The organism is Acidovorax delafieldii (genome assembly GCF_007993815.1).
GTDB classification, from domain to species: Bacteria; Pseudomonadota; Gammaproteobacteria; order Burkholderiales; family Burkholderiaceae_C; genus Acidovorax; species Acidovorax delafieldii.
The window spans coordinates 866,145-887,859 of the sequence record NZ_VJWE01000011.1; the positions used below are offsets into that span (position 1 = coordinate 866,145).

General features: G+C 67.4%; 19 protein-coding genes and 1 riboswitch. Of the genes, 10 read left to right on the forward strand and 9 right to left on the reverse strand.

The features are described from left to right. Positions 1 to 77: 77 nt before the first annotated feature. Positions 78 to 620 (forward strand): shikimate kinase, encoded by a 543-nt coding sequence (locus ATF69_RS06710; protein ID WP_099731564.1) that lies wholly within the window; start codon positions 78 to 80, stop codon positions 618 to 620. 123 nt (positions 621 to 743) lie between these two features. Here ATF69_RS06710 and ATF69_RS06715 read toward each other — a convergent pair whose 3' ends face one another. Beyond that, complete coding sequence (locus ATF69_RS06715; RefSeq protein ID WP_143227305.1) at positions 744 to 1,169, reverse strand: hypothetical protein; 426 nt, start codon at positions 1,167 to 1,169, stop codon at positions 744 to 746. Between the two features lie 207 nt (positions 1,170 to 1,376). On the opposite strand from ATF69_RS06715, the gene ATF69_RS06720 reads away from it, so the two are divergent. Further along, the gene (locus ATF69_RS06720; protein WP_099731565.1) at positions 1,377 to 1,856 is read left to right on the forward strand and encodes a VOC family protein; all 480 of its coding nucleotides are present in this window, start codon (positions 1,377 to 1,379) and stop codon (positions 1,854 to 1,856) included. 111 nt (positions 1,857 to 1,967) lie between these two features. Here ATF69_RS06720 and ATF69_RS06725 read toward each other — a convergent pair whose 3' ends face one another. Beyond that, entirely contained in the window at positions 1,968 to 2,891 is a 924-nt protein-coding gene (locus tag ATF69_RS06725; RefSeq protein ID WP_146870272.1) for a LysR family transcriptional regulator, read from the reverse strand. 160 nt (positions 2,892 to 3,051) lie between these two features. Between ATF69_RS06725 and ATF69_RS06730 the strand changes: the two genes are divergently transcribed. Continuing rightward, positions 3,052 to 3,453, forward strand: coding sequence for a RidA family protein (locus ATF69_RS06730; RefSeq protein WP_056742291.1), 402 nt, complete (start codon positions 3,052 to 3,054; stop codon positions 3,451 to 3,453). A gap of 75 nt (positions 3,454 to 3,528) precedes the next feature. Here ATF69_RS06730 and metH read toward each other — a convergent pair whose 3' ends face one another. The 4 genes from metH to ATF69_RS06750 all read right to left on the reverse strand — a co-directional run bounded on the left by metH (position 3,529) and on the right by ATF69_RS06750 (position 9,554). Next, complete coding sequence (metH, locus tag ATF69_RS06735) at positions 3,529 to 6,267, reverse strand: methionine synthase (protein WP_244303667.1); 2,739 nt, start codon at positions 6,265 to 6,267, stop codon at positions 3,529 to 3,531. 26 nt (positions 6,268 to 6,293) lie between these two features. After that, a riboswitch (S-adenosyl-L-homocysteine riboswitch) is annotated at positions 6,294 to 6,404 on the reverse strand. Between the two features lie 29 nt (positions 6,405 to 6,433). Then, positions 6,434 to 8,149, reverse strand: a complete 1,716-nt coding sequence (locus ATF69_RS06740) for an IPTL-CTERM sorting domain-containing protein (RefSeq protein ID WP_146870273.1) — start codon at positions 8,147 to 8,149, stop codon at positions 6,434 to 6,436. A 105-nt stretch (positions 8,150 to 8,254) separates the two neighbouring features. Beyond that, on the reverse strand, positions 8,255 to 9,010 hold the full coding sequence (locus tag ATF69_RS06745; protein WP_146870274.1) for a hypothetical protein: 756 nt from the start codon (positions 9,008 to 9,010) through the stop codon (positions 8,255 to 8,257). Between the two features lie 88 nt (positions 9,011 to 9,098). Beyond that, the gene (locus ATF69_RS06750) at positions 9,099 to 9,554 is read right to left on the reverse strand and encodes a PACE efflux transporter (protein ID WP_056057131.1); all 456 of its coding nucleotides are present in this window, start codon (positions 9,552 to 9,554) and stop codon (positions 9,099 to 9,101) included. A 74-nt stretch (positions 9,555 to 9,628) separates the two neighbouring features. Here ATF69_RS06750 and ATF69_RS06755 point away from each other — a divergent pair, with 74 nt between their 5' ends. Next, on the forward strand, positions 9,629 to 10,570 hold the full coding sequence (locus tag ATF69_RS06755) for a LysR family transcriptional regulator (protein WP_146870275.1): 942 nt from the start codon (positions 9,629 to 9,631) through the stop codon (positions 10,568 to 10,570). Positions 10,571 to 10,603: 33 nt separating this feature from the next. Here the strand turns inward: ATF69_RS06755 and ATF69_RS06760 are convergent, their stop codons facing one another. Next, a complete protein-coding gene (locus tag ATF69_RS06760; protein WP_146870276.1) occupies positions 10,604 to 11,440 on the reverse strand; it encodes an MBL fold metallo-hydrolase in 837 nt (278 codons plus the stop codon). 98 nt (positions 11,441 to 11,538) lie between these two features. Here ATF69_RS06760 and ATF69_RS06765 point away from each other — a divergent pair, with 98 nt between their 5' ends. Continuing rightward, positions 11,539 to 12,528, forward strand: coding sequence for a GlxA family transcriptional regulator (locus ATF69_RS06765; RefSeq protein ID WP_146870277.1), 990 nt, complete (start codon positions 11,539 to 11,541; stop codon positions 12,526 to 12,528). A gap of 315 nt (positions 12,529 to 12,843) precedes the next feature. Continuing rightward, positions 12,844 to 13,755: a PPK2 family polyphosphate kinase gene (locus ATF69_RS06770; RefSeq protein WP_099731571.1), complete on the forward strand. Its 912-nt coding sequence runs from the start codon at positions 12,844 to 12,846 to the stop codon at positions 13,753 to 13,755. Between the two features lie 57 nt (positions 13,756 to 13,812). Here ATF69_RS06770 and ATF69_RS06775 read toward each other — a convergent pair whose 3' ends face one another. Further along, the gene (locus ATF69_RS06775) at positions 13,813 to 14,550 is read right to left on the reverse strand and encodes a hypothetical protein (RefSeq protein ID WP_146870278.1); all 738 of its coding nucleotides are present in this window, start codon (positions 14,548 to 14,550) and stop codon (positions 13,813 to 13,815) included. Positions 14,551 to 14,832: 282 nt separating this feature from the next. Here ATF69_RS06775 and ATF69_RS06780 point away from each other — a divergent pair, with 282 nt between their 5' ends. From ATF69_RS06780 to ATF69_RS06790, 3 genes are all read left to right on the forward strand, one after another. After that, positions 14,833 to 16,140, forward strand: coding sequence for a Glu/Leu/Phe/Val family dehydrogenase (locus ATF69_RS06780; protein WP_056057120.1), 1,308 nt, complete (start codon positions 14,833 to 14,835; stop codon positions 16,138 to 16,140). 295 nt (positions 16,141 to 16,435) lie between these two features. After that, positions 16,436 to 18,124 carry a class I adenylate-forming enzyme family protein gene (locus ATF69_RS06785; RefSeq protein WP_146870279.1) on the forward strand — a complete coding sequence of 563 codons (1,689 nt, stop codon included), beginning with the start codon at positions 16,436 to 16,438 and terminating at the stop codon, positions 18,122 to 18,124. An 8-nt stretch (positions 18,125 to 18,132) separates the two neighbouring features. Then, the gene (locus ATF69_RS06790; protein WP_116748554.1) at positions 18,133 to 19,650 is read left to right on the forward strand and encodes an MFS transporter; all 1,518 of its coding nucleotides are present in this window, start codon (positions 18,133 to 18,135) and stop codon (positions 19,648 to 19,650) included. Between the two features lie 19 nt (positions 19,651 to 19,669). Here the strand turns inward: ATF69_RS06790 and ATF69_RS06795 are convergent, their stop codons facing one another. Next, positions 19,670 to 20,836 carry a hypothetical protein gene (locus ATF69_RS06795; RefSeq protein ID WP_146870281.1) on the reverse strand — a complete coding sequence of 389 codons (1,167 nt, stop codon included), beginning with the start codon at positions 20,834 to 20,836 and terminating at the stop codon, positions 19,670 to 19,672. Between the two features lie 207 nt (positions 20,837 to 21,043). Between ATF69_RS06795 and ATF69_RS06800 the strand changes: the two genes are divergently transcribed. Further along, the gene (locus ATF69_RS06800; RefSeq protein ID WP_146870282.1) at positions 21,044 to 21,685 is read left to right on the forward strand and encodes a hypothetical protein; all 642 of its coding nucleotides are present in this window, start codon (positions 21,044 to 21,046) and stop codon (positions 21,683 to 21,685) included. The last annotated feature ends 30 nt before the right edge of the window (positions 21,686 to 21,715 follow it).

A 21,715-nucleotide genomic window follows, 5' to 3' on the forward strand; every position in this document is an offset into this window, starting at 1 on the left:
TCGGCGTCCAGTCACGGCACGCAGTGGCCTCCCATACCCGCTGGCAAACCCGTCCCCCAGATCTCTTTCTTGAACCTATGCAGATTCGCTGCGCACTGGTCGGCATGCCCGGCTCGGGAAAATCCACCGTTGGCCGGCAACTGGCCCACCGGGCGGGTGTGCCCTTCATCGACCTGGACCACCGGCTGGAACAGACCCTGGGCACCACCATCCGCAGCTTCTTCGAGGCCGAAGGCGAAGCCCGCTTTCGCGACATCGAATCCCAGGTGCTGGCCGACGTGGCCCAGCAGCCCGGCGGCATGGTGCTGTCCACCGGCGGCGGCGCCGTGCTGCGCCCCGAGAACCGCGAGGTGCTGCGCCAGTTCGGCAACGTGCTGTACCTGCGCGCCTCGCCCGAAGAAATCTTCAAGCGCGTCAAACACGACAAGACCCGCCCCCTGCTGCAAGGCGGCAACCCCATGGACAAGCTGCGCGACCTCTACGCCCAGCGCGATCACCTGTACCGCGAGACCGCCCACTACGTGATCGAAACCGGGCGGCCTTCGGTGCACACGCTGGTCAACATGGTGATGATGCAGTTGGAGATGGCGGAGAGTGCGGGTGGGACGGGGTCGCGCTGAAGGGCAAGACAATTTGCGGCTCCAAGCACGGTTAAAGGCCTATCGGTTCAGACAACCAACGGCAGACAACGGCCAAGAGCCGTCGGTTGCATCACGGATAAGCATTCACTCAGCAATTGATGCTCAGGGGGCCGGCGCCGCACGGCGTAGCTCTTCGCGAAGCAGCTCAAACTGGCGCACGTAGTAGGAGCGTGGAAGCTCTTGCTGAATGTCAAAGGCCGGTGAATTTAGACGTTGCTCAGCTTCTTGAAGCACGCTCTCAACTAAATTTGGCGCTGCAAATGCCTTGATCAAACTCTGTGCATAGAAGAGCAGTGGTTGCGGACTAAACGGATCAAGCAAAGCCGCTTCTCGGTACAGCTGGTGTGCTTTGTCAGGGTAACCAGCACGAGCCTCCACTTCGCCAAGGTTGTGTAGCAGGAACCCCAAAGATTCGTTGTCGCCTGCATCTCGCGATTGAGCGATGAGCTTCTCAAAGCCTACTCTGGCAGCAGCGTAATCGTTGGCTGTTGCTGCGAAGACAGCCGCGCGGTAATCGGGGTTGTTCATTGACGCATTTTTATAGTAACTCTCAGTTGCGGTTGATTTACAAGGCAACCTGAATCACAGACCGCTTTGGGGAACCAAAGCCCACCGTCGGCTTCGGGCCCATTCCATCCCAATCTCAAAGAGCTATTCGACACCGCACAAACTGCCAAAATCTCGGCTCCATCCCGCTCAGCCCGATCATCCTCCGGTTCCCAACAGGAGCACCCCATGTCCCCCAAAACCACCCTCTGCCTCTGGTTCAACGGCACGGCACTGGAGGCGGCGACGTTCTACGCAGCCACCTTTCCCGACAGCGCCGTGGGGCGGGTGATGCATGCGCCCGGCGACTACCCCGCAGGCCAGCAGGGTGACGTACTGACGGTGGAGTTCACGGTGCTGGGCATCCCATGCCTGGGGCTGAATGGCGGCCCGGCCTTCACGCACAGCGAGGCGTTTTCGTTCCAGATCGCGACGGACGATCAGGCTGAAACCGACCGGCTGTGGAACGCGATTGTGGGGAACGGCGGGCAGGAGAGCGCCTGCGGCTGGTGCAAGGACCGGTGGGGGCTGTCGTGGCAAATTACGCCACGGGTGCTGACGCAGGCCATCAACGACCCGGACCGCGCGGCAGCCAAGCGGGCCTTTGAAGCGATGATGGGCATGCGCAAGATTGACGTGGCGGCAATTGAGGCGGCGTGGCGTGGGTGACGTGGGTGATGGCGGTGCCGCAGATTTTTCACTTGGTGTGGTGAATTTTTGACTCAAAACCCTGTCTTGCGCCTGTCCAGCAATCTCTCTTAGCTATTTATTCAATAGCACTTACCTGCTGCGCCCCATCACCGGCGCATGCAGCGCCATCAACCTCGCCACCCATTCAATGAACACCCGCACCTTGGCGCTCACATGCCGTTGAGGTGGGTAGGCCACGTACAGCGGCATCGGCTCCAGCGTCCAGTCCTGCAGCAGGGGCACCAGCTCGCCTGTGGCCACGTGGGGGCGGGCCATGTAGTCGGGCAGCCAGAGCACGCCCAGGCCCGCCAGGCCTGCGGCCAGGTAGGCGTTGCCGTCGTCCACAGCGCAGATGTCGTGGCCCTGGGCGTGCACATGTTCGGTGCCGCGGCGCATCTCGAAAGGCAGAGGCTGGCCGGTGCGCGCCCACAGAAAACCCACGGTGCGATGGTGAGGTCCTTCCAGCGCCTGCGGGTGCTCGGGCGTGCCCGCGCGCTGCAGGTAGCTGGGGGCGGCGTACACGCGCAATTGCAGGTCGCCCACATGGCGTGCGACGAGCGCCGGGTTGGTGAGGGCGCCGCCGCGCACCACGCAGTCCACGTTGTCGCCCACCATGTCCACTGGGCGGTCGCTCACGCCCATGTGCAGGAGGATGTCGGGGTACTGCGCGTGGAACGCGGGCAGCGCGGGGATGAGGACCAGGCGCGCCAAGGGGCTGGGCACGTCCACCCGCAGGCGGCCCCGGGGCGCGGCGGCGGCGGTGGAAACGCTGGCATCGGCATCGTCCAGGTCGGCCAGCAGGCGCACCACACGCTCGTAGTAGGCAGCACCATCGGGCGTGACCTGCACGCGCCGGGTGGTGCGGTGCAGGAGCTTCACGCGCAGGCGCGCTTCGAGCTGCTGCACCAGCTGCGTGACGGTGGTGCGGCTCAGGTGCAGGGTGAGGGCAGCCTTGGTGAAGCTGCCGGATTCCACAACGCGGGCAAAGGCCTGCAGGGCGTCAAAACGGTCCATGGCGTACAGGTAGTTGAGGCGTGCCGAAAGGGCGGCGTGCCCGTCATTGTTTGGTGATCAGGAACAGTGGTGCGCAGATTAGCCGGTTTATCAAAACAACGCGCGCTTCTACAGTGCCTTTTCATCGCAATCATCTGCCCTGCAGAACGAAAGGAATCCCATGCCCCACCGTGATGTTGTCTTCCCCGCAGGCCGCCAGGCGCTGTACGAGCGCAACCGCTATTCGCCCGCCGTGCGCGCCAACGGTTTTTTGTTTGTCTCGGGCCAGGTGGGCAGCCGCGAGGACGGCTCGCCCGAGCCCGACCTGAAAGCCCAGGTGCGCCTGGCGTTCAGCAACCTCAACGCCGTGCTGCACGCTGCAGGCTGCACGTTTGATGACGTGGTGGACGTGACGATGTTTGTGGTCAACCCGGAGGCGAACTTCGAGACCGTCTGGGGCGTCGTGCCCGAGTTTTGGGGGGAGGCGCCCTACCCCACGCTCACCGGCATCGGGGTGACCTGGCTGTACGGGTTCCAGTTCGAGATCAAGGTGATCGCGAAGCTGCCTGGCTATAAGGGCTGATGGGCCGGGACATTTGAATCAAACAGGCTTCCAGCGCTTATCGAACAAGCGCCGGAAGCTATTCAATTCATAGCATCACAGGTTCGGCGCCAGCAGCCGCTCCAGCACCTTCTCGTCCATGCCCCGGCGCTGGGCCATGTCGTGCAGTTGGTCTTCGCCAATCTTGCCGACGTTGAAGTACACGCTGTCGGGGTGGCCGATGTAGAAGCCGCTCACGCTGGCGGCGGGCATCATGGCCAGGCTTTCGGTGAGCGACATGCCGATCTCGCCAGCCTGCAGCACGCGGAACAGGTCGGTCTTGGCGCTGTGGTCGGGGCAGGCGGGGTAGCCGGGCGCGGGGCGGATGCCCTGGTACTTCTCGGCAATCATGTCGTCGTTACTGAGCGCTTCACCGGCAGCGTAGCCCCACAGGTCGGTGCGCACGCGGTGGTGCAGGGCTTCGGCAAAGGCTTCGGCCAGGCGGTCGGCCAGGCTCTTGAACATGATGGCGGAGTAGTCGTCCAGCGCGTCGATGAAAGCCTTTTCTTTCTTCTCAATGCCCAGGCCCGCCGTCACGGCAAACATACCGGCGTAGTCGGCAATGCCGCTGGACTTAGGGGCCACAAAGTCGGCCAGGCAGCGGCTGGGGCGGGTCACGCCGTCGATGGTGTGTTTCTCGGCCTGCTGGCGCAGGCCGTACCAGGTCATGGCCACTTCGGTGCGGGTGTCGTCGGTATAGAACTCGATGTCGTCATCGTTCACGCTGTTGGCGGGCAGCAGGGCCATCACGCCGCTGGCCGTGAGCCACCGGCCTTCGATGATCTTCTTGAGCATGGCCTGCCCATCGGCAAACACACGCGTGGCTTCCACGCCCACGATCTCGTCGGTGAGGATGGCGGGGTACGGGCCGGCCAGGTCCCAGGTCTGGAAGAACGGGCCCCAGTCGATGTACTTGGCCAGCTCGGCCAGGTCAAAGTTCTTAAACACGCGGCGGCCCAGCGCACGGGGCACGGCGGGCTGGTAGGCCGACCAGTCCACGGGTGTCTTGTTGGCGCGGATCTTGGCCAGGGGCCACAGGGGTGTGGCCTTTTTGTTGGCGTGCTGGGTGCGCACCTTGTCGTAGTCGGCGTTCAGCTCATCCACGTAGCTCTGCACGCCGTCGCCCAGCAGGCTTTGCGCCACGCTCACGCTGCGGGACGCATCGGGCACGTAGACCACGGGGCCTTCGTAATGCGGAGCGATCTTGACGGCGGTGTGCACGCGGCTGGTGGTGGCGCCACCGATGAGCAGCGGGATCTTCTTGATGCGGAAGTGGTCGTCCTTCTGCATCTCGCCGGCCACGTACTGCATCTCTTCGAGGCTGGGGGTGATCAGGCCCGACAGGCCCACGATGTCGGCCCCCTCGACCTTGGCGCGCGCCAAAATTTCGTGGCAGGGCACCATCACGCCCATGTTCACCACCTCAAAGTTGTTGCACTGCAGGACCACGGTGACGATGTTCTTGCCGATATCGTGCACGTCGCCCTTGACGGTGGCGATGATGATCTTGCCCTTGCTGCGCACATCGCGCCCAGCCAGTTCGTCCTGGCGCTTTTCTTCTTCGATGTAGGGGATCAGGTGGGCCACGGCTTGCTTCATCACGCGCGCGCTTTTCACCACCTGGGGCAGGAACATCTTGCCCGCGCCGAACAGGTCGCCCACCACGTTCATGCCGTCCATGAGCGGGCCTTCGATCACGTGCAGCGGGCGCCCACCCTTGGCCAGGATGGCGCGGTAGGCCTCTTCCGTGTCTTCGGTGATGAAGTCGGTGATGCCATGCACCAGGGCGTGGCTCAAGCGTTCGCCCACGGTCTTGGGGTTATCCGGCGTGCCGCGCCATTCGAGCTTCTTGCTCTCGTCCTTGGCGCCGCTCTTGGCGGTTTCGGCGATCTCCACCAGGCGCTCGCCCGCGTCGGGGCGGCGGTTGAGCACCACGTCTTCCACACGCTCACGCAGCACGGGCTCCAGGTCGTCGTACACGCCCACCATGCCCGCGTTGACGATGCCCATGTCCATGCCCGCCTGGATGGCGTGGTACAGGAACACCGTGTGGATGGCCTCGCGCACCGGGTCGTTGCCGCGGAAGCTGAACGACACATTCGACACACCGCCCGACACCTTGGCGCCCGGCAGGTTCTGCTTGATCCAACGCACGGCCTCGATGAAGTCGACCGCGTAGTTGTTGTGCTCCTCGATACCGGTGGCCACCGCAAAGATGTTGGGGTCGAAGATGATGTCCTCGGGTGGGAAGCCCACTTCATCGACTAGCACGCGGTAGGCACGTTCGCAGATCTCGATCTTGCGCGCGTAGGTGTCGGCCTGGCCCACTTCGTCAAACGCCATCACCACGGCCGCAGCGCCATAGCGCTTGACCAGGCGCGCCTCGTGCTTGAACTTCTCCACGCCCTCTTTCATGCTGATGGAGTTGACGATGCCCTTGCCCTGGATGCAGCGCAGACCGGCTTCGATCACCTCCCACTTGGAGGAGTCCACCATGATGGGCACACGGGCGATGTCGGGCTCGGACGCGATGAGCTGCAGAAAGCGCACCATGGCCGCCTTGCTGTCGAGCATGGCCTCGTCCATGTTGATGTCGATGACCTGCGCGCCGTTCTCTACCTGCTGGCGCGCCACGGCCAGGGCCTCTTCGTACTGGCCGTTCAAGATCATGCGCGCAAACGCCTTGGAGCCGGTGACGTTGGTGCGCTCGCCGATGTTGACGAACAGCGTGCCCTCGCCGATGGAGACGGGCTCCAGGCCGGACAGCTTCATGGGGGGGATGGACAAATCGGACATAAGGCTCACCTGCGCGGCACAAGGGGTTCAGGTGAGCGTCGTTGTCGATGGAAGGCGGGGGCATGCGCGGCCCAAGCCTGACGGGCCGCCCTACCCCATGAAAGGCACGGCGGGCCGCTGCAACGCTCCTTGGACCAACGAGCGATTGTAGTTGCCAGCCCGGGGATCAGCGCAGCATGCGACGGCTGCGTGCCGCTGCCAGCAGCACCAGGCCCGCGAGCGCCAGCAGCGCCCATTCGGACAATGTCGGGATGGCGCTGGGCGCCGCTGTGATGGTGTCCGTGTCGGTGGCGCTGTTGTTGCCCGGCGTGGGGTCCGACACGCCGCCAGGGACCGACACCGTAGCTGTATTGCTCAGCATGCCTGTGGCCGAAGCGCTGACCGTGGCGGTGACGGTGTAGGTCACCGAGCCGCCGACGGGCAGATTGACCGAGTCACTGATATTGCCGCTGCCGGAGGCCGTGCAGGTGCCACCGCCCGCGCCCACGCAGGTCCATGTGCCGCCGGTGAGCGCAGCGGGCAGGGTGTCCGAAACCGTCGCGCCCGCCACACCGGAGGGGCCGGCGTTGCTCGCGGTGATGGTGTAGGTCACAGTCCCGCCGGCCGTGACGGTGGTCACTCCATCGGTCTTGGTGATCGCCAGATCGGCCACCGGCGTGATGGTGTCGGTGTCCGTGGCGCTGTTGTTGCCCGGGGTGGGGTCGGTCACGCCTGCCGGCGCCGCCACCGTCGCTGTGTTGCTCAGCGTGCCTGTTGCGGCCGCGCTCACCGTGGCGCTCACCGTATAGGTCACCGAGCCGCCCGCAGGCAGGTTGACCGTGTCATTGATGTTGCCACTGCCCGAGGCCGTGCAGGTGCCGCCACCGGCCCCCACGCAGGTCCAGGTGCCGGTGAGCGATGCCGGGAAGGTGTCGGCCACCGTGGCGCCCGGGGCGTTGGACGGCCCGGCATTGCTGGCGACGATGGTGTAGGTGACCGAGCCGCCTGCCGTGACGGTGGTCACGCCGTCGGTCTTGGTAATGGCCAAGTCGGCCTGGGGCGTGAGGGTGTCGGAGTCCGTGGCGCTGTTGTTGCCTGGGGTGGGGTCGGTCACGCCCGCCGGCGCCGCCACCGTCGCCGTGTTGCTCAGCGTGCCTGTTGCGGCCGCGCTCACCGTGGCGCTCACCGTATAGGTCACCGAGCCGCCCGCAGGCAGGTTGACCGTGTCGCTGATGTTGCCACTGCCCGAGGCCGTGCAGGTGGCGCCGCCCGCGCCCACACAGGTCCAGGTGGCCGTCAGTGCGGCCGGGAAGGTGTCGGCCACCGTTGCGCCCGGGGCGTCGGACGGCCCGGCGTTGCTGGCGACGATGGTGTAAGTGACAGACCCCCCCGGCACTGCGGTGGTCACGCCGTCAGTCTTGGTGATGGCCAGGTCGGCCTGCGGATCGAGCGTATCGGTATCCGTGGCGCTTTCATTGCCCGGATTGGGGTCGGTCACGCCTCCTGGCGGTGCCACCGTCGCCGTGTTGGACAAACTTCCCGTGGCCGCCGCACTGATCGACGCCGTGGCGGTGTAGGTCACCGACCCGCCGACCGGCAGATCGACCGTGTCGTTGATGTTGCCGCTGCCCGAGGCTGTGCAGGTGCCGCCGCCCGCGCCCACGCAGGTCCAGGTGGCGGTCAGCACGGCTGGGAAGGTGTCTGCCACCGTCGCGCCAGTCACGGGATCCGGCCCCGCATTGCTGGCGGTGATGGTGTAGGTGACCGAACCACCCGGCACTGCGGTGGTCACGCCGTCCGTCTTGGTGATGGCCAGGTCGGAAGACTGCGCATGTGCGGCCGTGGCCCCCATCATCATCATGAAAAAGACCACAGACACCCAGGACACAGCACGTTGCAGCATGGCGAGATCCCCTCAGGTTTGAATAGGAATAGCGCCGCAGTGTAACGGGATGTTGTGCATTCGCATACACCCCGCGGCAGGCCAGCAGCGGGGCCTGGTATCGGCTCAACGCACCGGCAGGAATTGCAAAAAGGTGCCGCCCACAATGCCCTGCACATAGCTGATGGCGGCACGGCGGTACTTTTCGGTGGTGAACGCGGCCAGCAGGTCCAGCCGCGCGATGATCTTGCCGAACTCGCGCTCGAAGCTCAGGTTGCGGCCCTGCTGGCCGATCTCGTCGGCCAGCAGCAGGGGCTGGCCCTGGGCGTTGCGGCGCTGCGCCAGCAGCCACACTGCGGTCTCGACGTTGCGCGCGGCGTTGTAGAGGTGCTGGGCATCCATGCCGTCGAGCAAGAAGAACTCGGTCTTGCCGCCGTGGGCCGTGACGATCATGTCGGCCGTGGCGTAAATGAAGGCCGCCACGCGGTCGCCTGAGAACTCGGGCGCCAGGGCCAGCGCCATGGCGGCGATGTCGCGGCGGCCCTGCAGTGGGGCCCAGGGCTGGCGCTGCAGCACGGCGGTGCGCAGCTGCTCCAGCGCCTGCTCGCGGCCGGTGGCGGCGCCCTTGCGCCATTCGGCGGGGTTGCGGCGGTAGAGCTTGTCGGCCAGGCGCATCAGGCCGTCCAGGTTCTCCTGCATGGCCAGGGTGGCCATGCGGTTGGCATCGGACTGGGCCAGTTCGGCGGCATGGGTGGGTGCACCCTTCACCTCGCCGCGCGGAGTGGGGGCGTTGCTGGCACAGCCTGCCAGCACGCAGCAGACCGCCACGCCAGCCCACCGACCCCGCAAACCCCGCAGCAGCAATAAAAACGGCCCTCGCATGGGGCCGATTATGGGTGGCCGCTTAGCGCCCCAGCCCGCCGGCGAACGGCGGTTGACATTGTTTGAAGAAGCGCGCCCTGGGCTGTTGCTACGACGCCGCCATGGCCGATGCGGGCAGGCCGAACAGGTGGTCAAACACCCAGTTGAAGACAAAGGTGTAGCAAAGGAAGAACACGATGAGTCCCAGGTCCATCACAAACGCGTGCCACAGGCTCACGCCAAACCACCAGGCAAACAGCGGCACCAGTGTGAACACCAGGCCGCCCTCAAACCCGATGGCGTGCGCCACGCGCCGCGCCACGCTGCGCCCGCGCACGGGCTGGCGTGCCTCCCAGCGCTCGAACGCCCAGTTGAAGACGATGTTCCAGACGATGGCGATCACCGAGGCTGCCACCGCCACCACGCTCGAATGCCCCGCGCCCTGGCCCGTGAGCAGCGCCAGGCCCACCGTGGCGGCGCCGATGGCAATCAGCTCGTACAGGGTCACGTAGATCACGCGGCGCTTGACGCCTTGCAGGCCAAAAAGAGTGGGTGTCTTGTCCATGGGTGGTACTTTATATTCGCCACACTGACATATAAAGTCAGCTTATTTCAGTTTTACTGATAGATAAAACCACCATGGCCTTCAACTCTGACAGCGTGCAGGTGTTTCTGACCGTGCTCGACCACGGCTCGTTCTCGGCCGCCGCGCGGGCCTTGTCGCGTGTGCCGTCGGCCGTGAGCATGACCATTGCGCACCTGGAGGCCGAGTTGGATGTGCAGCTGTTTGACCGCAGCGGGCGCGAGCCCCGGCCCACCGCCGCCGCCCGCGCGCTGGAGCCCCAGGCCCGGCTGCTGGCGGGCCAGCTGCAGCAGCTCAACGCCCAGGCGCTTGCGCTCACCCAGGGGCTGGAGGAGCGGCTCACGCTGGCCATTGCACCCGAGTTGCTGGCCTCGCGCTGGACGGAGGCGCTGGCGGCATTGGCGCAAGAGCACCCGCTGCTCCAGATCGAGGTGCTGGCCGCGCCGCAGGTGGATGCGCTGGCGCTGCTGCACAGCGGCCGCGCGCAGCTGGCGCTGGTGTTCGAGCGGCCCAGCATCGACGGGCGCGAGGGCTTTCAGGAAGTGGGCACCGAAACCCTGGTGGCGGTGATGGCGCCGCAGCACCCGGTGCTGGTGGCCGCCCGCGCTGCCGCCCAAGCGCGCGGCGCACCATCAGAAGACGCCATGCTGCGCGAGGAGCACCTGACCACCACGCGCCAGATCGTGGTGGCCAGCCGCGACCTGGCACAGACCGACCCGCGCTTTGTATTTGCCCGCCACCACTGGCGCACCGACAACCACCTGGCCGCGCTGGGCCTCATCGAAGCCGGCCTGGGCTGGGGCTGGCAGCCGCGCGCGCTGGTGCAGTCGCGCATCGAGGCAGGGCGGCTGGTGGAGATGCCGTTCGAAAACCTGAGCAACGGCACCGCTCTGTGGGTGGACGTGGTGTGGTCCAAGGAGCGGCCGCTGGGCCTGGGCGCCGCGCGGTTTGTGGCGCTGATGCGCGACCAGCGGGCGCTGGAGGCCGAACTGGCGTGATTTATGGCTCTTTTGGGCAGTAGCGCTAGTCGATCATGCCGTTGCAGCTACTAAATTCATAGCATTTCTTTGGACGATGCGTCCGGGGTATTCCCGGCACTCGCCGTCCTCGGGCACCCACAGGCGGTGCGCCCACCCGCCGCGCTGCGCCAGGGCGCGCACCTGGGCACGGGTGGTGGGGCAGTGGTCCAGCGCCTCCAGGTGGTTGACGACCACGGCGCCCGTCGTCAGTGCGGCAGCCTGTGCGACCTCGGCGGCGTCCATCAGGATGTCCGCGCCCAGGTCAAACCGGGCGCCACCCGCCGGCAGCACGGCCACACCGGGCTGCAGATGCTGCAGGCAGTCGCGCACCGGGGGCGTCAGCACCGTGTCGCCCGCCAGGTACACGCTGGGCTCGCCCGGCAGCTCCAGCAGGTAGCCGTGGCCGTGCTCCATGAAGCGCGCCACCCAGCCCCGGCCGTGGGTGCAAGCCACGGGCGTGACCTGCCCGCCCAGCGCAAAGGGCTGGCGGCCCTCGCCCGCCAGCGGCAGCACCTGCAGGCCGCGCTGCGCCAGGTAGGCGGCGTCGTGTGGCATGCACAGGACGGGAATCTGGCGCTCGCGCAAAAACTGCTTGCCCGCGCGGTCCAGGTGGTCAAAGTGCCCACGCTGGCAATGGGTGATGAGCGTGTGGGTCACGCGCTGCAGCGCCGTGTCGGCCTCGGCGGGCAAATCCACCAGGGGGTTGCGCTGGCGCCGGGTGCCCAGGTAGCGCAGCGCGGGCAGGCTGCCCCGGGGCGCGAGCATGGGGTCCACCAGCAGGCCGACCGGGCGGCCCGCGTGCTGAAACTCGAGCAGAACGGTGGCGTTGCGTAGTTGGGTGATGAGCATGGGGGGCTTTCAGTGGGAAGGGGTGTTGCCATTGTTGAAAAGCAGGCCTCCCCTGAAAATGGCGCAAATTGACAATTTCTTGCGCTTTTGTGCCACCCATGGTTTCTCCGTCCTCTGCACCCCAGCTGCCTTTGCGCGTGGCGCTGCTGCTCTACCCGGGCTGCATGCCCGCCGGCCTGTTTGCGGCGGCGGACATGGCACGCGCCGCCAACCTGCGCGCGCAGGCCAGCGTGATGGACATCTGCTGGGTGGGGGTGGACCTGCTGCCGGTGCCCACCTGGCAAGGCCCCGCGCTGACCCCCACCGTGGCGCTGCAGCATGCCGAGGCCGATGTGGTGCTGGTGCCGGGCCTGTGGCTCTCGTCGCCCGACCAGCTGCGGGGGCCGCTGCTGCAGCTGGCCCCGGTGGTACAGGCCTTGCGCGCGCTGCCCCGGCGCACCCAGCTGTGGAGCTACTGCGCGGGCGTGGTGCTGGCGGCTGCCAGCGGGCGGCTACGCGGCCAGGGCGCCACAGCCACCTGGTGGTTGCGTGCGGCGCTGGAGCAGCAGTTTGCGCCGGTGGACTGGCGCTTTGACGAGCCGCTGGTGGCCGGCCCCACTGCCACCACGGCCGCCGGGGCCAACGGCTATCTGCCGCTGATGCTGCACGCGCTGTCCGCCCGCCTGCCGCCCCAGGCATTGACCGACCTGCAGGAGCTGCTGATGCTGCCCCGCCCCCGCACGGCGCACCCCGCATTTGCCGGGCATGACCTGATGACGCTGGCCGACGCCGACCTGCGCCGCGCCATGCTGTGGGTGCAGCGCAGCCCCGCCGCCGATCTGCGGCTGCCTGCGCTGGCCCAGGCGCTGGGGCTTTCGCCCCGCACGCTCGCGCGGCGGGTGCAGGCCCACACGGGCCTGACGGCGGCCTTGTGGATGCGCCGCATCAAGCTGCGCCAGGCCAGCGAGGCGCTGTGCGACACGCCGCTGCCGCTCAAGCGCATTGCCGAAGACCTGGGCTTTGCCAGCGAGGCCGGGCTGCACCGCACGTTCCGCCAGGCCACGGGGCAGACGCCGCTGGCCTACCGCATGGCACATGGCGTGCGCTAAGGGGTCCTCTGCACGAATCGAGCGGCAAGTGGGCGCTGCGGATCGGGATGGGCTGCAAGGCGCAAAACGCAGCAATAGCCGCAGCTATTGCGAGTATTTGCAACGCCGCAGACCGCCCGAGACCGCAGCGGCACACGGCGCGGTGATTTGTGCAGAGGGTCCCTCAACGGCTCCCGCGGCAATTTTCAAGCCCAATCTGCTCCAAGCGCTAGTGAATCATGCGCAATCAGCTATCAACTTGATAGCATCATGTTTTCGTAGAAGAGGAGACCGCGCCCCCACTGCTGACGTACGATGGCCCATCGAGGAGCCCGCATGAACCACCCGTTTCACAGCAGCAACAAAGACGTGGCCCAGCGCTGGTCGCAGTGGCAGCCGGACGCGCCGCAGCACGACGACGAGAAGCGGCCCGACGGCCAGCCCGAGCGGCGCAAGGCCGGCAAACACCGCCGCACGGTGGCGCTCAAGGACTTTGATCCGTCGGCCAAGCCGTTTTCGCTGGGCGACAAGCTCAAGGACAAGGCCGCCACCGAGTCGATTGCGCAGGAGCTGGACACGCTGCAGAACCTGTTCTACGCCGACAAGCGCTACAAGCTGCTGGTGATCCTGCAGGGCACGGACACGGCCGGCAAGGACGGCACCATCCGGGGCGTGTTTGGCCGCATGAGCGCGCTGGGCGTGCACGCCGTGGGCTGGAGCGCCCCCACCGAGGCCGAACGTGCCCACGACTACCTGTGGCGCATCCACCAGAAGGTGCCCGGCGCGGGCGAGATCACGGTGTTCAACCGCAGCCACTACGAGGACGTGCTGGTGCCCGCCGTGAACGGATGGATCACCCCCGAGCAGCACCACCAGCGCTTTGGCCACATCAACGACTTCGAGCGCATGCTCACGCACACCGGCACCATCGTGCTCAAGTTCATGCTGCACATCAGCGCTGACGAGCAGCGTGAACGCCTGCAGGAGCGCCTGGACGACCCGGCCAAGCACTGGAAGTTCTCGATGAGCGACATCGAGGCACGCAAGCAGTGGAGCCAGTACCAGAAGGCCTACGAAATGTTGCTGGCCGCCACGCACACGCCCTGGGCGCCGTGGACCATCGTGCCTGCCAACTCCAAGACCCACCGCAACCTGATGATCGCCACGCTGGTGCGCGAAGTGCTCACCGGCCTGGACCTGCGCTACCCGCCGGGCGACCCGGCGCTGCAGAAGATCCGCATCGAATAGGCTCCGCACCGCTGCGGACACGGCAGCGGGCGGCGCGGAGACAGGCTGCGCATGCCATCACTGGCCAGGCGGGCATTCGGGGATGCGGCCCCAGGCGTCGCCGCAGAAGTTCTGCCGTGTGCGGGTGAGGCAGCTTGCGCGCGACAGCTCGTTGCTCATGGCCGCGCACTGGGCCAGCGCACCCCGCAAGCGGGCCAGGCTGTCGCCGGGCGACGGCGCGTGCGCTGCGGGCGGCGGCCACGGCGCGTTGTCGGCCGGTGCCACTGTGCGTGGCTTGCCGGTGGCAGGCAGCGATGCCGCATCGGCCACACGGGGCGCGGTGACAGGCGTGAAGGGCGGCGCAGAGGCCGCAGATGCAGACGACGGTGCAGCAGCGGTACTGCCCGGTGCGGACGCAGCGGCTGCAGGGCGTGCGCGTTCGGATTCAATGATTTCCTCCACCGGCTCGGGGCGGGCAGGTGCAGACTCCGCTGTGCCCGCGGTGCCGGGCACGGCGGCTGGGGCCTGCTGCGGGGGCGGCACGGCATCGGGCCGACCCAGCAGGTACCAGGCCGCGGCGCCCGCCACCACCAGCAGGGCCACTGCGGCGCCTGCGTAGGCCATGGCCGGTCGCTGGCGCGCCGGCACCGCAGCAGGGTGCTCGTCGTCATCGAACACAAACTCCATCGGCGCCGGGGCAGCGGGGGTGGCGAGGTTGGCCTCTGCCGCCAGGGGGTGGGCGCACTTCACGCACCAGCGCGCCGTAGGGTGGTTGGGCGCCTGGCACTGCGGGCAGGCGGTGTAGGTCACGCTCATGGGATTTCCCTCTCTTTTTTCATGGTCCCGGCGGTCCGGTGTGTGCCCGGTGCAGCGCCTGGTTCTGCGCCGGGCTGGCCGAGTCTAGGCGCAAAGGGCCGCCCGGCAAGGTCCGGGCCCACGGGCCGCTACCCCGCCGGTAGATTGCCGCACTGCAGCATGGGATGGGGCTGCACCAAACCATGCATCAAATGCATAACCCACAAACACACCGGCCTTGGACAGTACCCGAGCCGAGGCATAAGCTTCGCAGCCTGAACTGATCCCACAAGGAAATTCACCATGTCAAACCCCGTCGGCGCCCCCGCCGCACAATCCCACCCCCTGCCCTCGTACCTGCAGGCCGACCACCTCGGCCCCTGGGGCAACTACCTGCAGCAGGTAGACCGCGTCACCCCTTACCTGGGCAGCCTGGCGCGTTGGGTGGAAACGCTCAAGCGCCCCAAGCGCATCCTGATCGTGGACGTGCCGATCGAGCTGGACAACGGCACCATCGCCCACTACGAAGGCTACCGCGTGCAGCACAACCTGAGCCGCGGCCCCGGCAAGGGTGGCGTGCGTTTTCACCAGGACGTGACGCTGTCGGAAGTGATGGCCTTGTCGGCCTGGATGTCGGTGAAGAACGCCGCGGTGAACGTGCCCTACGGCGGTGCCAAGGGTGGTATCCGCGTGGACCCCAAGAAGCTGTCGATGGGTGAGCTGGAGCGCCTGACGCGCCGCTACACCAGCGAAATCGGCCTGCTGATCGGCCCATCCAAGGACATCCCCGCACCCGACGTGAACACCAACGGCCAGATCATGGCCTGGATGATGGACACCTACTCCATGAACGTGGGCGCCACCGCCACCGGCGTGGTCACCGGCAAGCCCGTGGACCTGGGTGGCTCGCTGGGCCGTGTGGAAGCCACCGGCCGCGGCGTGTTCACCGTGGGCGTGGAAGCCGCCAAGCTGACCGGCCTGGCGCTCGACGGTGCCCGCGTGGCCGTGCAGGGCTTTGGCAATGTGGGCGGCATTGCCGCCAAGCTGTTTGCCGAAGCGGGTGCCAAGGTGGTGGCGGTGCAAGACCACACCGGCACCATCTTCAACAGCAAGGGCGTGGATGTGCCCGCACTGCTGGCGCATGTAAAGACCCGTGGTGGCGTGGGCGGCTTTGCCGGCGCCGATGTGATGAAGGCCGAAGAGTTCTGGGGCGTGGATTGCGAGATCCTGATCCCTGCCGCGCTGGAAGGCCAGATCACCAAGGACAACGCGGGCCAGATCAAGGCCAAGCTCGTGATCGAAGGCGCCAACGGCCCCACGACCACCGAGGCCGACGACATCCTGCACGACAAGGGCGTGCTGGTGCTGCCCGACGTGATCGCCAATGCCGGTGGCGTGACGGTGAGCTATTTCGAGTGGGTGCAGGATTTTTCCAGCTTCTTCTGGAGCGAGGACGAGATCAACGCCCGCCTGGTGCGCATCATGCAAGAGGCCTTTGCGGGCATCTGGCAAGTGGCGCAAGAGCACAAGGTGAGCCTGCGCACTGCCACCTTCATCGTGGCCTGCCAGCGCATCCTGCACGCCCGCGAAATGCGCGGCCTGTATCCATAAGCCCTCGCCCGCCCCATCGGCCCGCCCCTTACCCGGGGCAGGCCGCCACACCACCGCCAGCTGCTGCGATCCAGCCCTGGCGGTTTTTCTTTGCCCAGGCCTTGCGCAGCCACCTTGGCTGTTGCGCCCTGGCGACGCAGCAAGTGCGCGCAACGGCCGTTCAAGGCCCCAGAACGACCGCGCAGCCGCCGCAGAAACCAAAAGATACGCACACATACAAATGGTGATCTTTCCCCCGGACCTTGCGTGAAAAACTGCCTGGACTTTGCACTCACGCCGTCTTCGGGAGATTCTGGTGGCCCTTCCATCCCTGCGCAGCCTGCTGGCGCGCTTTCTGCTCAGCCGCCTGCGCACCGCGCGCTCCGTGGCCCGTCTGGCGTACCGCCTGAATCCCCACAAACCCGCGCTCATCGACCGGCGCGGCACCCTCACCTACGCGCAGTTGCAGGATCGCGTGTACCGCCTGCAGGCCTGGATGCAGGCCCAGGGCGTAAAAAAAGGGGACGTGGTCTTTACCTGGCTGCCCGAGACCGGAGAGCAGTACGAGACCCGCCTGGCCACGTTCGAGAACGGCACCATCTTTGCCAGCTTTCACAAGCACCTGCCGGCCGAGGCAGCGCTCACGACCATGGGCCGCGTCAAGCCCACCGTCTTCATCCACGACCCGCTGCTGAGCGCGCCCATCCTGCAGGCCGTGCGCGAGCAGCTGCCCGGCTTGCGCGTGCTGGCGCTGGGGGATGAATACGAGCGAGCCCTGGCGCAGCAGACCCCCTCTGCGGGAACGGCCGATGTGCACGAAGACGATGTGTTTGCGCTGCACATGACCTCGGGCACCACGGGCCTGCCCAAGTCCATCGGCTACAGCAACCGCAAGTACCTGGACAGCGTGCGGTTGATCTCGCGCGCCATCGACTTCAAGCCGCCCGCCAACGGGCCGGACGTGAACATGCTGGGCCTGCCGCTCACCGGCCCGGGCTCGGGCCTGGTGCTGCCTACGCTGCTGGCGGGTGCGGCGCTGGTGATGCCCGAGGACTTTCGTGCCACCACGCTGGCCGGGCTGATCCAGAAGCACCGCGTGTCGCGCGCTTTCCTGTCGCCCTCGGCCATCATCGACCTGCTGGACGAGCCCACGCTGGGCCAGTACGACCTGTCGTCGCTGACCCATGTGCCCTACGGCTCGGAGATGATGCCCGCGCCCAAGATCGCCGAGGCCATCCGCCGCTTCGGGCCCATCTTCCAGCAGGGCTACGGCTGCCTGGAGGCCCTGCCCCCCATCACCTGGCTGCTGCCCCACGAGCATGTGGACGCGCAAGGCAACCCGCTGGGCAACGACATCCTCTCCACCGTGGGCCGCGTGATGCCGGGCGTGGACGTGGTCATCCGCGACGAGCAGTTTGCGCCGCTGCCGCTGGGCCAGATGGGCCTGATCACCGTGCAGACACCGGTGCGGTTTGATGGCTACTGGCTGGACCCGGAAAAGACCAGCGAAACCCTGCGCGACGGCTGGGTGGTGATGGGCGACCTGGGCTATTTCGATGCTGCGGGCTATCTGCATGTGCTGGGTCGCAGCGCCGACCGCGTGGTGCGCCACGGCCAGGCACTCAACCCGCGCGAGATCGAGGAAGTGGCGCACTGCCACCCGGCCGTCAAGGAAGCCTGCCTGGTGCAGCATGGCGCCGCCGCCGTGCTGGTGGCCAGCTTGCGGCAGAGCTGGCGCAACGACCGGGGCACCCAGGCCCTGGAGCACGACCTGGCGGAGTTCCTGGTGCAACACCTGCCACCCGAGATGCGGCCCGACGATGTGCGCCTGGTCACCGAGATTCCGCGCAGCTTCCTCAACAAGATGCTGCGGCGCGAGGTGCGCCTGATGCTGGAGGCCATGCCGCCGCGCAGCAGCGCGGCGCACATGGCGCACGCAGAGCCTGTGGCGGGCTCGATGGCGACGGCTCCCCAGGCCGAAGCAATGGCATCCGCGCACCCATGACAGTCCCCATGAACATGCAGCACACCCCACACATCCGGCTGAGCCTGGGCACCAAGCTCGGCTACGCGGTGGGCAACGTCGGCCTGCAGATGCTGATTGCGGCCATGAGCTTCCTGCTCATGATCTTCTACACCGATGTGGCCCTGGTGCCTCCGGCCGTAGCCGGTGCGGCGCTGCTGGTGGGCAAGGTGTGGGACACCATCAACGACCCGCTGTTTGGCTGGCTGACCGACCGCACGCGCTCGCGCCACGGCCGCCACCGCGTGTACCTGATCTACGGCGCCCTGCCCCTGGCGGTGGTGGCTGCCGCCGTGTGGATGGTGCCGCCGGGCCTGAGCCCCTGGGCAGCGTTTGTGTGGATCGCCGTCACCTACACCTTGTTCGACACCGTGATGACGCTGGTGCAGCTGCCCTACCAGGCCATGGCCGCCAACATGACGCAGGACTACGACGAGCGCACCAGCCTCACGGCTTTTGCATCCATGGGTGCCCTGCTGGGGTTTTTTGCGGGCAGCGTGTTCATGCCCCTGCTGGTACGGGCCGCGCCCGATGCACGCACGGGCTACGCACTGGCCGGCGCCTGTTTCGGGCTGGCCGCCGGGGTCGCTGTGGCCGTGGTGGCCTGGCGCGTGCGCGAGCCCGCCACCACCGGCGACTTATCGCCTACGGCCCCAAACCCTCCAGCAGCCACACCCGGCTGGACATCGGTACGCAGTACCCTGCTGGCCACGCTGCGCAACCGCCCGTTTGTGATGCTGGTGAGCGCAGCCGGGCTGGTGCGGCTGGGCCTCACGCTGGTGCAGGCCTCGCTCGCTTATTTCGTCATCTACCAGCTGCAGGGCGACAAGGGCGACCTGCCACGCTTCATGGGCATCCTGCTCGCGGTGGTGGGCGTCTCGCTGTTCGTGTGGAAGCGCGTGGTGGACCGGTGGGAGAAGAACCTGGCCTACATCCTCGGGCTGGTGTTTTGCTGCGCGGGGCTGGTAGCGCTGTACTGGGTGGGCCCAGGCCAGCAGGCCCTGGTGACGGGCATTCTGGTGGTGGTGGGCATTGGCATGGGTGCGCACTGGATCGTGCCGTTTGCCATGGTGCCCGACACCATCGACCACGGTCACATGCAGGCGGGCGAGCGCCAGACCGGCATGTACTACGGCCTGTATGGCCTGGTCGACAAGCTGGCTCGCACCCTGGCCACGGTGCTGGTGGCCGGCATGCTGGAGCTGACCGGTTATGTGCCCAACGTAGCCCAGTCTGCCCAGGCGCTGCAAGGCATCACGGCCATGACGGGCCTGCTGCCAGCGCTGTGCCTGGTGCTGGCCATCCCGCTGCTGATGGCCTACCCCATCACCCGCGCCCGCCATGCAGACCTGGTGCGCAGCGTGGGCGCCGCCGCCCCGGCGGAGACGGCCAGTGCGGCAGCAGTGGCCGCAACCCCTGTACGCCAGAGCGAACACACCACCCGCCCTGCGTGGGAGCCCTCACGCACCCTGCCCGGTGGTGGGCACGACTTCGCACACAGTCGTTAGAGAACATCCGAGAGCGCCCTCAGGCAGACGGCGCTGGCCCGACCGGTTCGGGCGGCAACACGCCGCGCAGCGCCAGACAGAAGGGCTGCGCACACTCTGCGCGCGCTGCATACGGGCAGCCCACGGTCTCGCACAGGCCCGAATCCCCGTTGCGCGCCCGCGCGTCCTCGCGCGGCACCTGGCCGCTGGCCTGCAGCACGGCCATCTGGGTCCAGGGGTCCAGGCGCCCTGTGGCCTGCTGCAGCATGTCGCGGCCATACACGGTGGCGGCCAGTTGCGGTTGCAGGTCCAGCACCAGCAGCGCGCTGGTGCGCGGCGCGGCAGCATCCATGCCCTGCAACACCAAGGCCATGACCCCCGATTGCAACGCCTGGCCGCCGCCCGCAAAAGGCACCTGCAGCGCGCCGCCCGCAGCGGTGGCGCCCGCGCCCAGGCTTGCGCTGACTTGCGCCGCCGCCGCGCCCGCAGCGGCAGGTGACGCCTGGGCCGCCAGCCACGGCACCGGGGCACGCAAGGTGAGCGCCAGCCCACGCGGCCCCTCGGGGGTCGACACCACGCCCTGGCGCACCAGCCAGGTTTGCAGCGGCGGCTGGTCGGCATCCAGCGCGCCGCTCTCCAGCGCCTGCGCCATGCCAATCGGCCAGGGCTGCGCGGCCACCACGCGCTGCGGCACTCCGGCCTGGGCGGTGACCTGTGCCACCAGGGCACTCACCATCCGCAGCAACGGTGCGCTGAGGCCCGACGCGGGCCAGGCCGTGCCACTTGTGGCGGAGGCAGCGGAGGTTGCCGCATTGGCCTGCGCCGCCATGGTTGCGCCACGGGGCAGCGCCGATGCCCCCGGTGGCGAGGCCCGCGCGGCGCCCTCACCCCTTGCGCCCTGCAAGCGGCCATCGACCCCGCCCGCCCGGCGCGGGTCGAAGCCCGCCGCCAACTGTTCGCGCGCCTGGGGCGAGATGCTGGCCTGGTCTGCCGGCGTAGGCAGCGGCCCGCCGGGCGGGCTGGGTGATGTGACCGAGGGCGGCGGCGCGCTGGGGTCTGCCGTGGGCAACGGCGAGGGTGCGGCGGGTACAGCAGGTTTGGGCTTGTCCAGCCCCAGCAACGCCGTCTGCCGCTGCAGCGCCGCCTCGGCCAGGAACTGGGCCACGGGCGGCAGTGCCGTGCGGGACGGATCGATCGGGAGGGTCATGCCGGGTTGCCTGGGGAATGGATGCCCGATTCTGTAGTGATTCGTCCAGCGTGAACAGGCCATGGTGCGGGCAAACCTGTCGCCCGCATCAGCTATCAACTACATAGCAAAAGGTGCAATAAAGTCCAGCGCTACCGGCACTTTTTGCCCACAATCCGGTTCCACCGCCCGCCGCGCTGCCTCTCAGCGTGCGGCCACCTCCCCGCCATGCACCCGCACACCACCGCCCGCTCGCGCCTTGTTGATCGCCACACCACACCCCACACCGGGGTTGCGCCTGCACTGCTGATGGCCGTGCTGGGCTTCCTGCTGTTCAGTGGGTGGATGTATGCGCCGCAGTGGGAGCGCGCCTTCCGCTCAGACGGCTCGCCGGTGTCGTGGCTGTCGAGTGCGCTGCTGCTGGCGCTCAGCATCACGGCCCTGCGGATGGTGGGGGACCGCGCCCTGCCCCGGCTGCTGGGTGCTTGGCTGGCGCTTGCGTTTTTTGTGCTGGCGCTGGACGAGCAGTTCATGCTGCACGAGCTGTGGAAGTTCCGCTGCCATGAATGGACGGACGCCTGCCGCTGGGCCCCCGTGCGCGAAGCCCCCATGCTCGCCGTGGCGGTGGTGGGCCTGCTCACCATGGCCTGGCTGCACCGCGCCTTGCTACACACCGGCACACGCGCCCTGCTGTGGGCGGGCCTGGCTGTGGGCTGGCTGGCGATTGGTGTGGACCAATGGCCCGAAGTGCAAGCGCGCTGGCCCCGACTGCCCGAGTTGCCATCCCTTCTGGCCACGCTGGAAGAAGGGCTGGAAGTGTTGGCCGAGGCGCTGGTGTTGGGGGCGTTGTTGCGTCAGCCAGGGCAGTGATAAGAGGGAGACGCCGTGCAGATCCGCTGG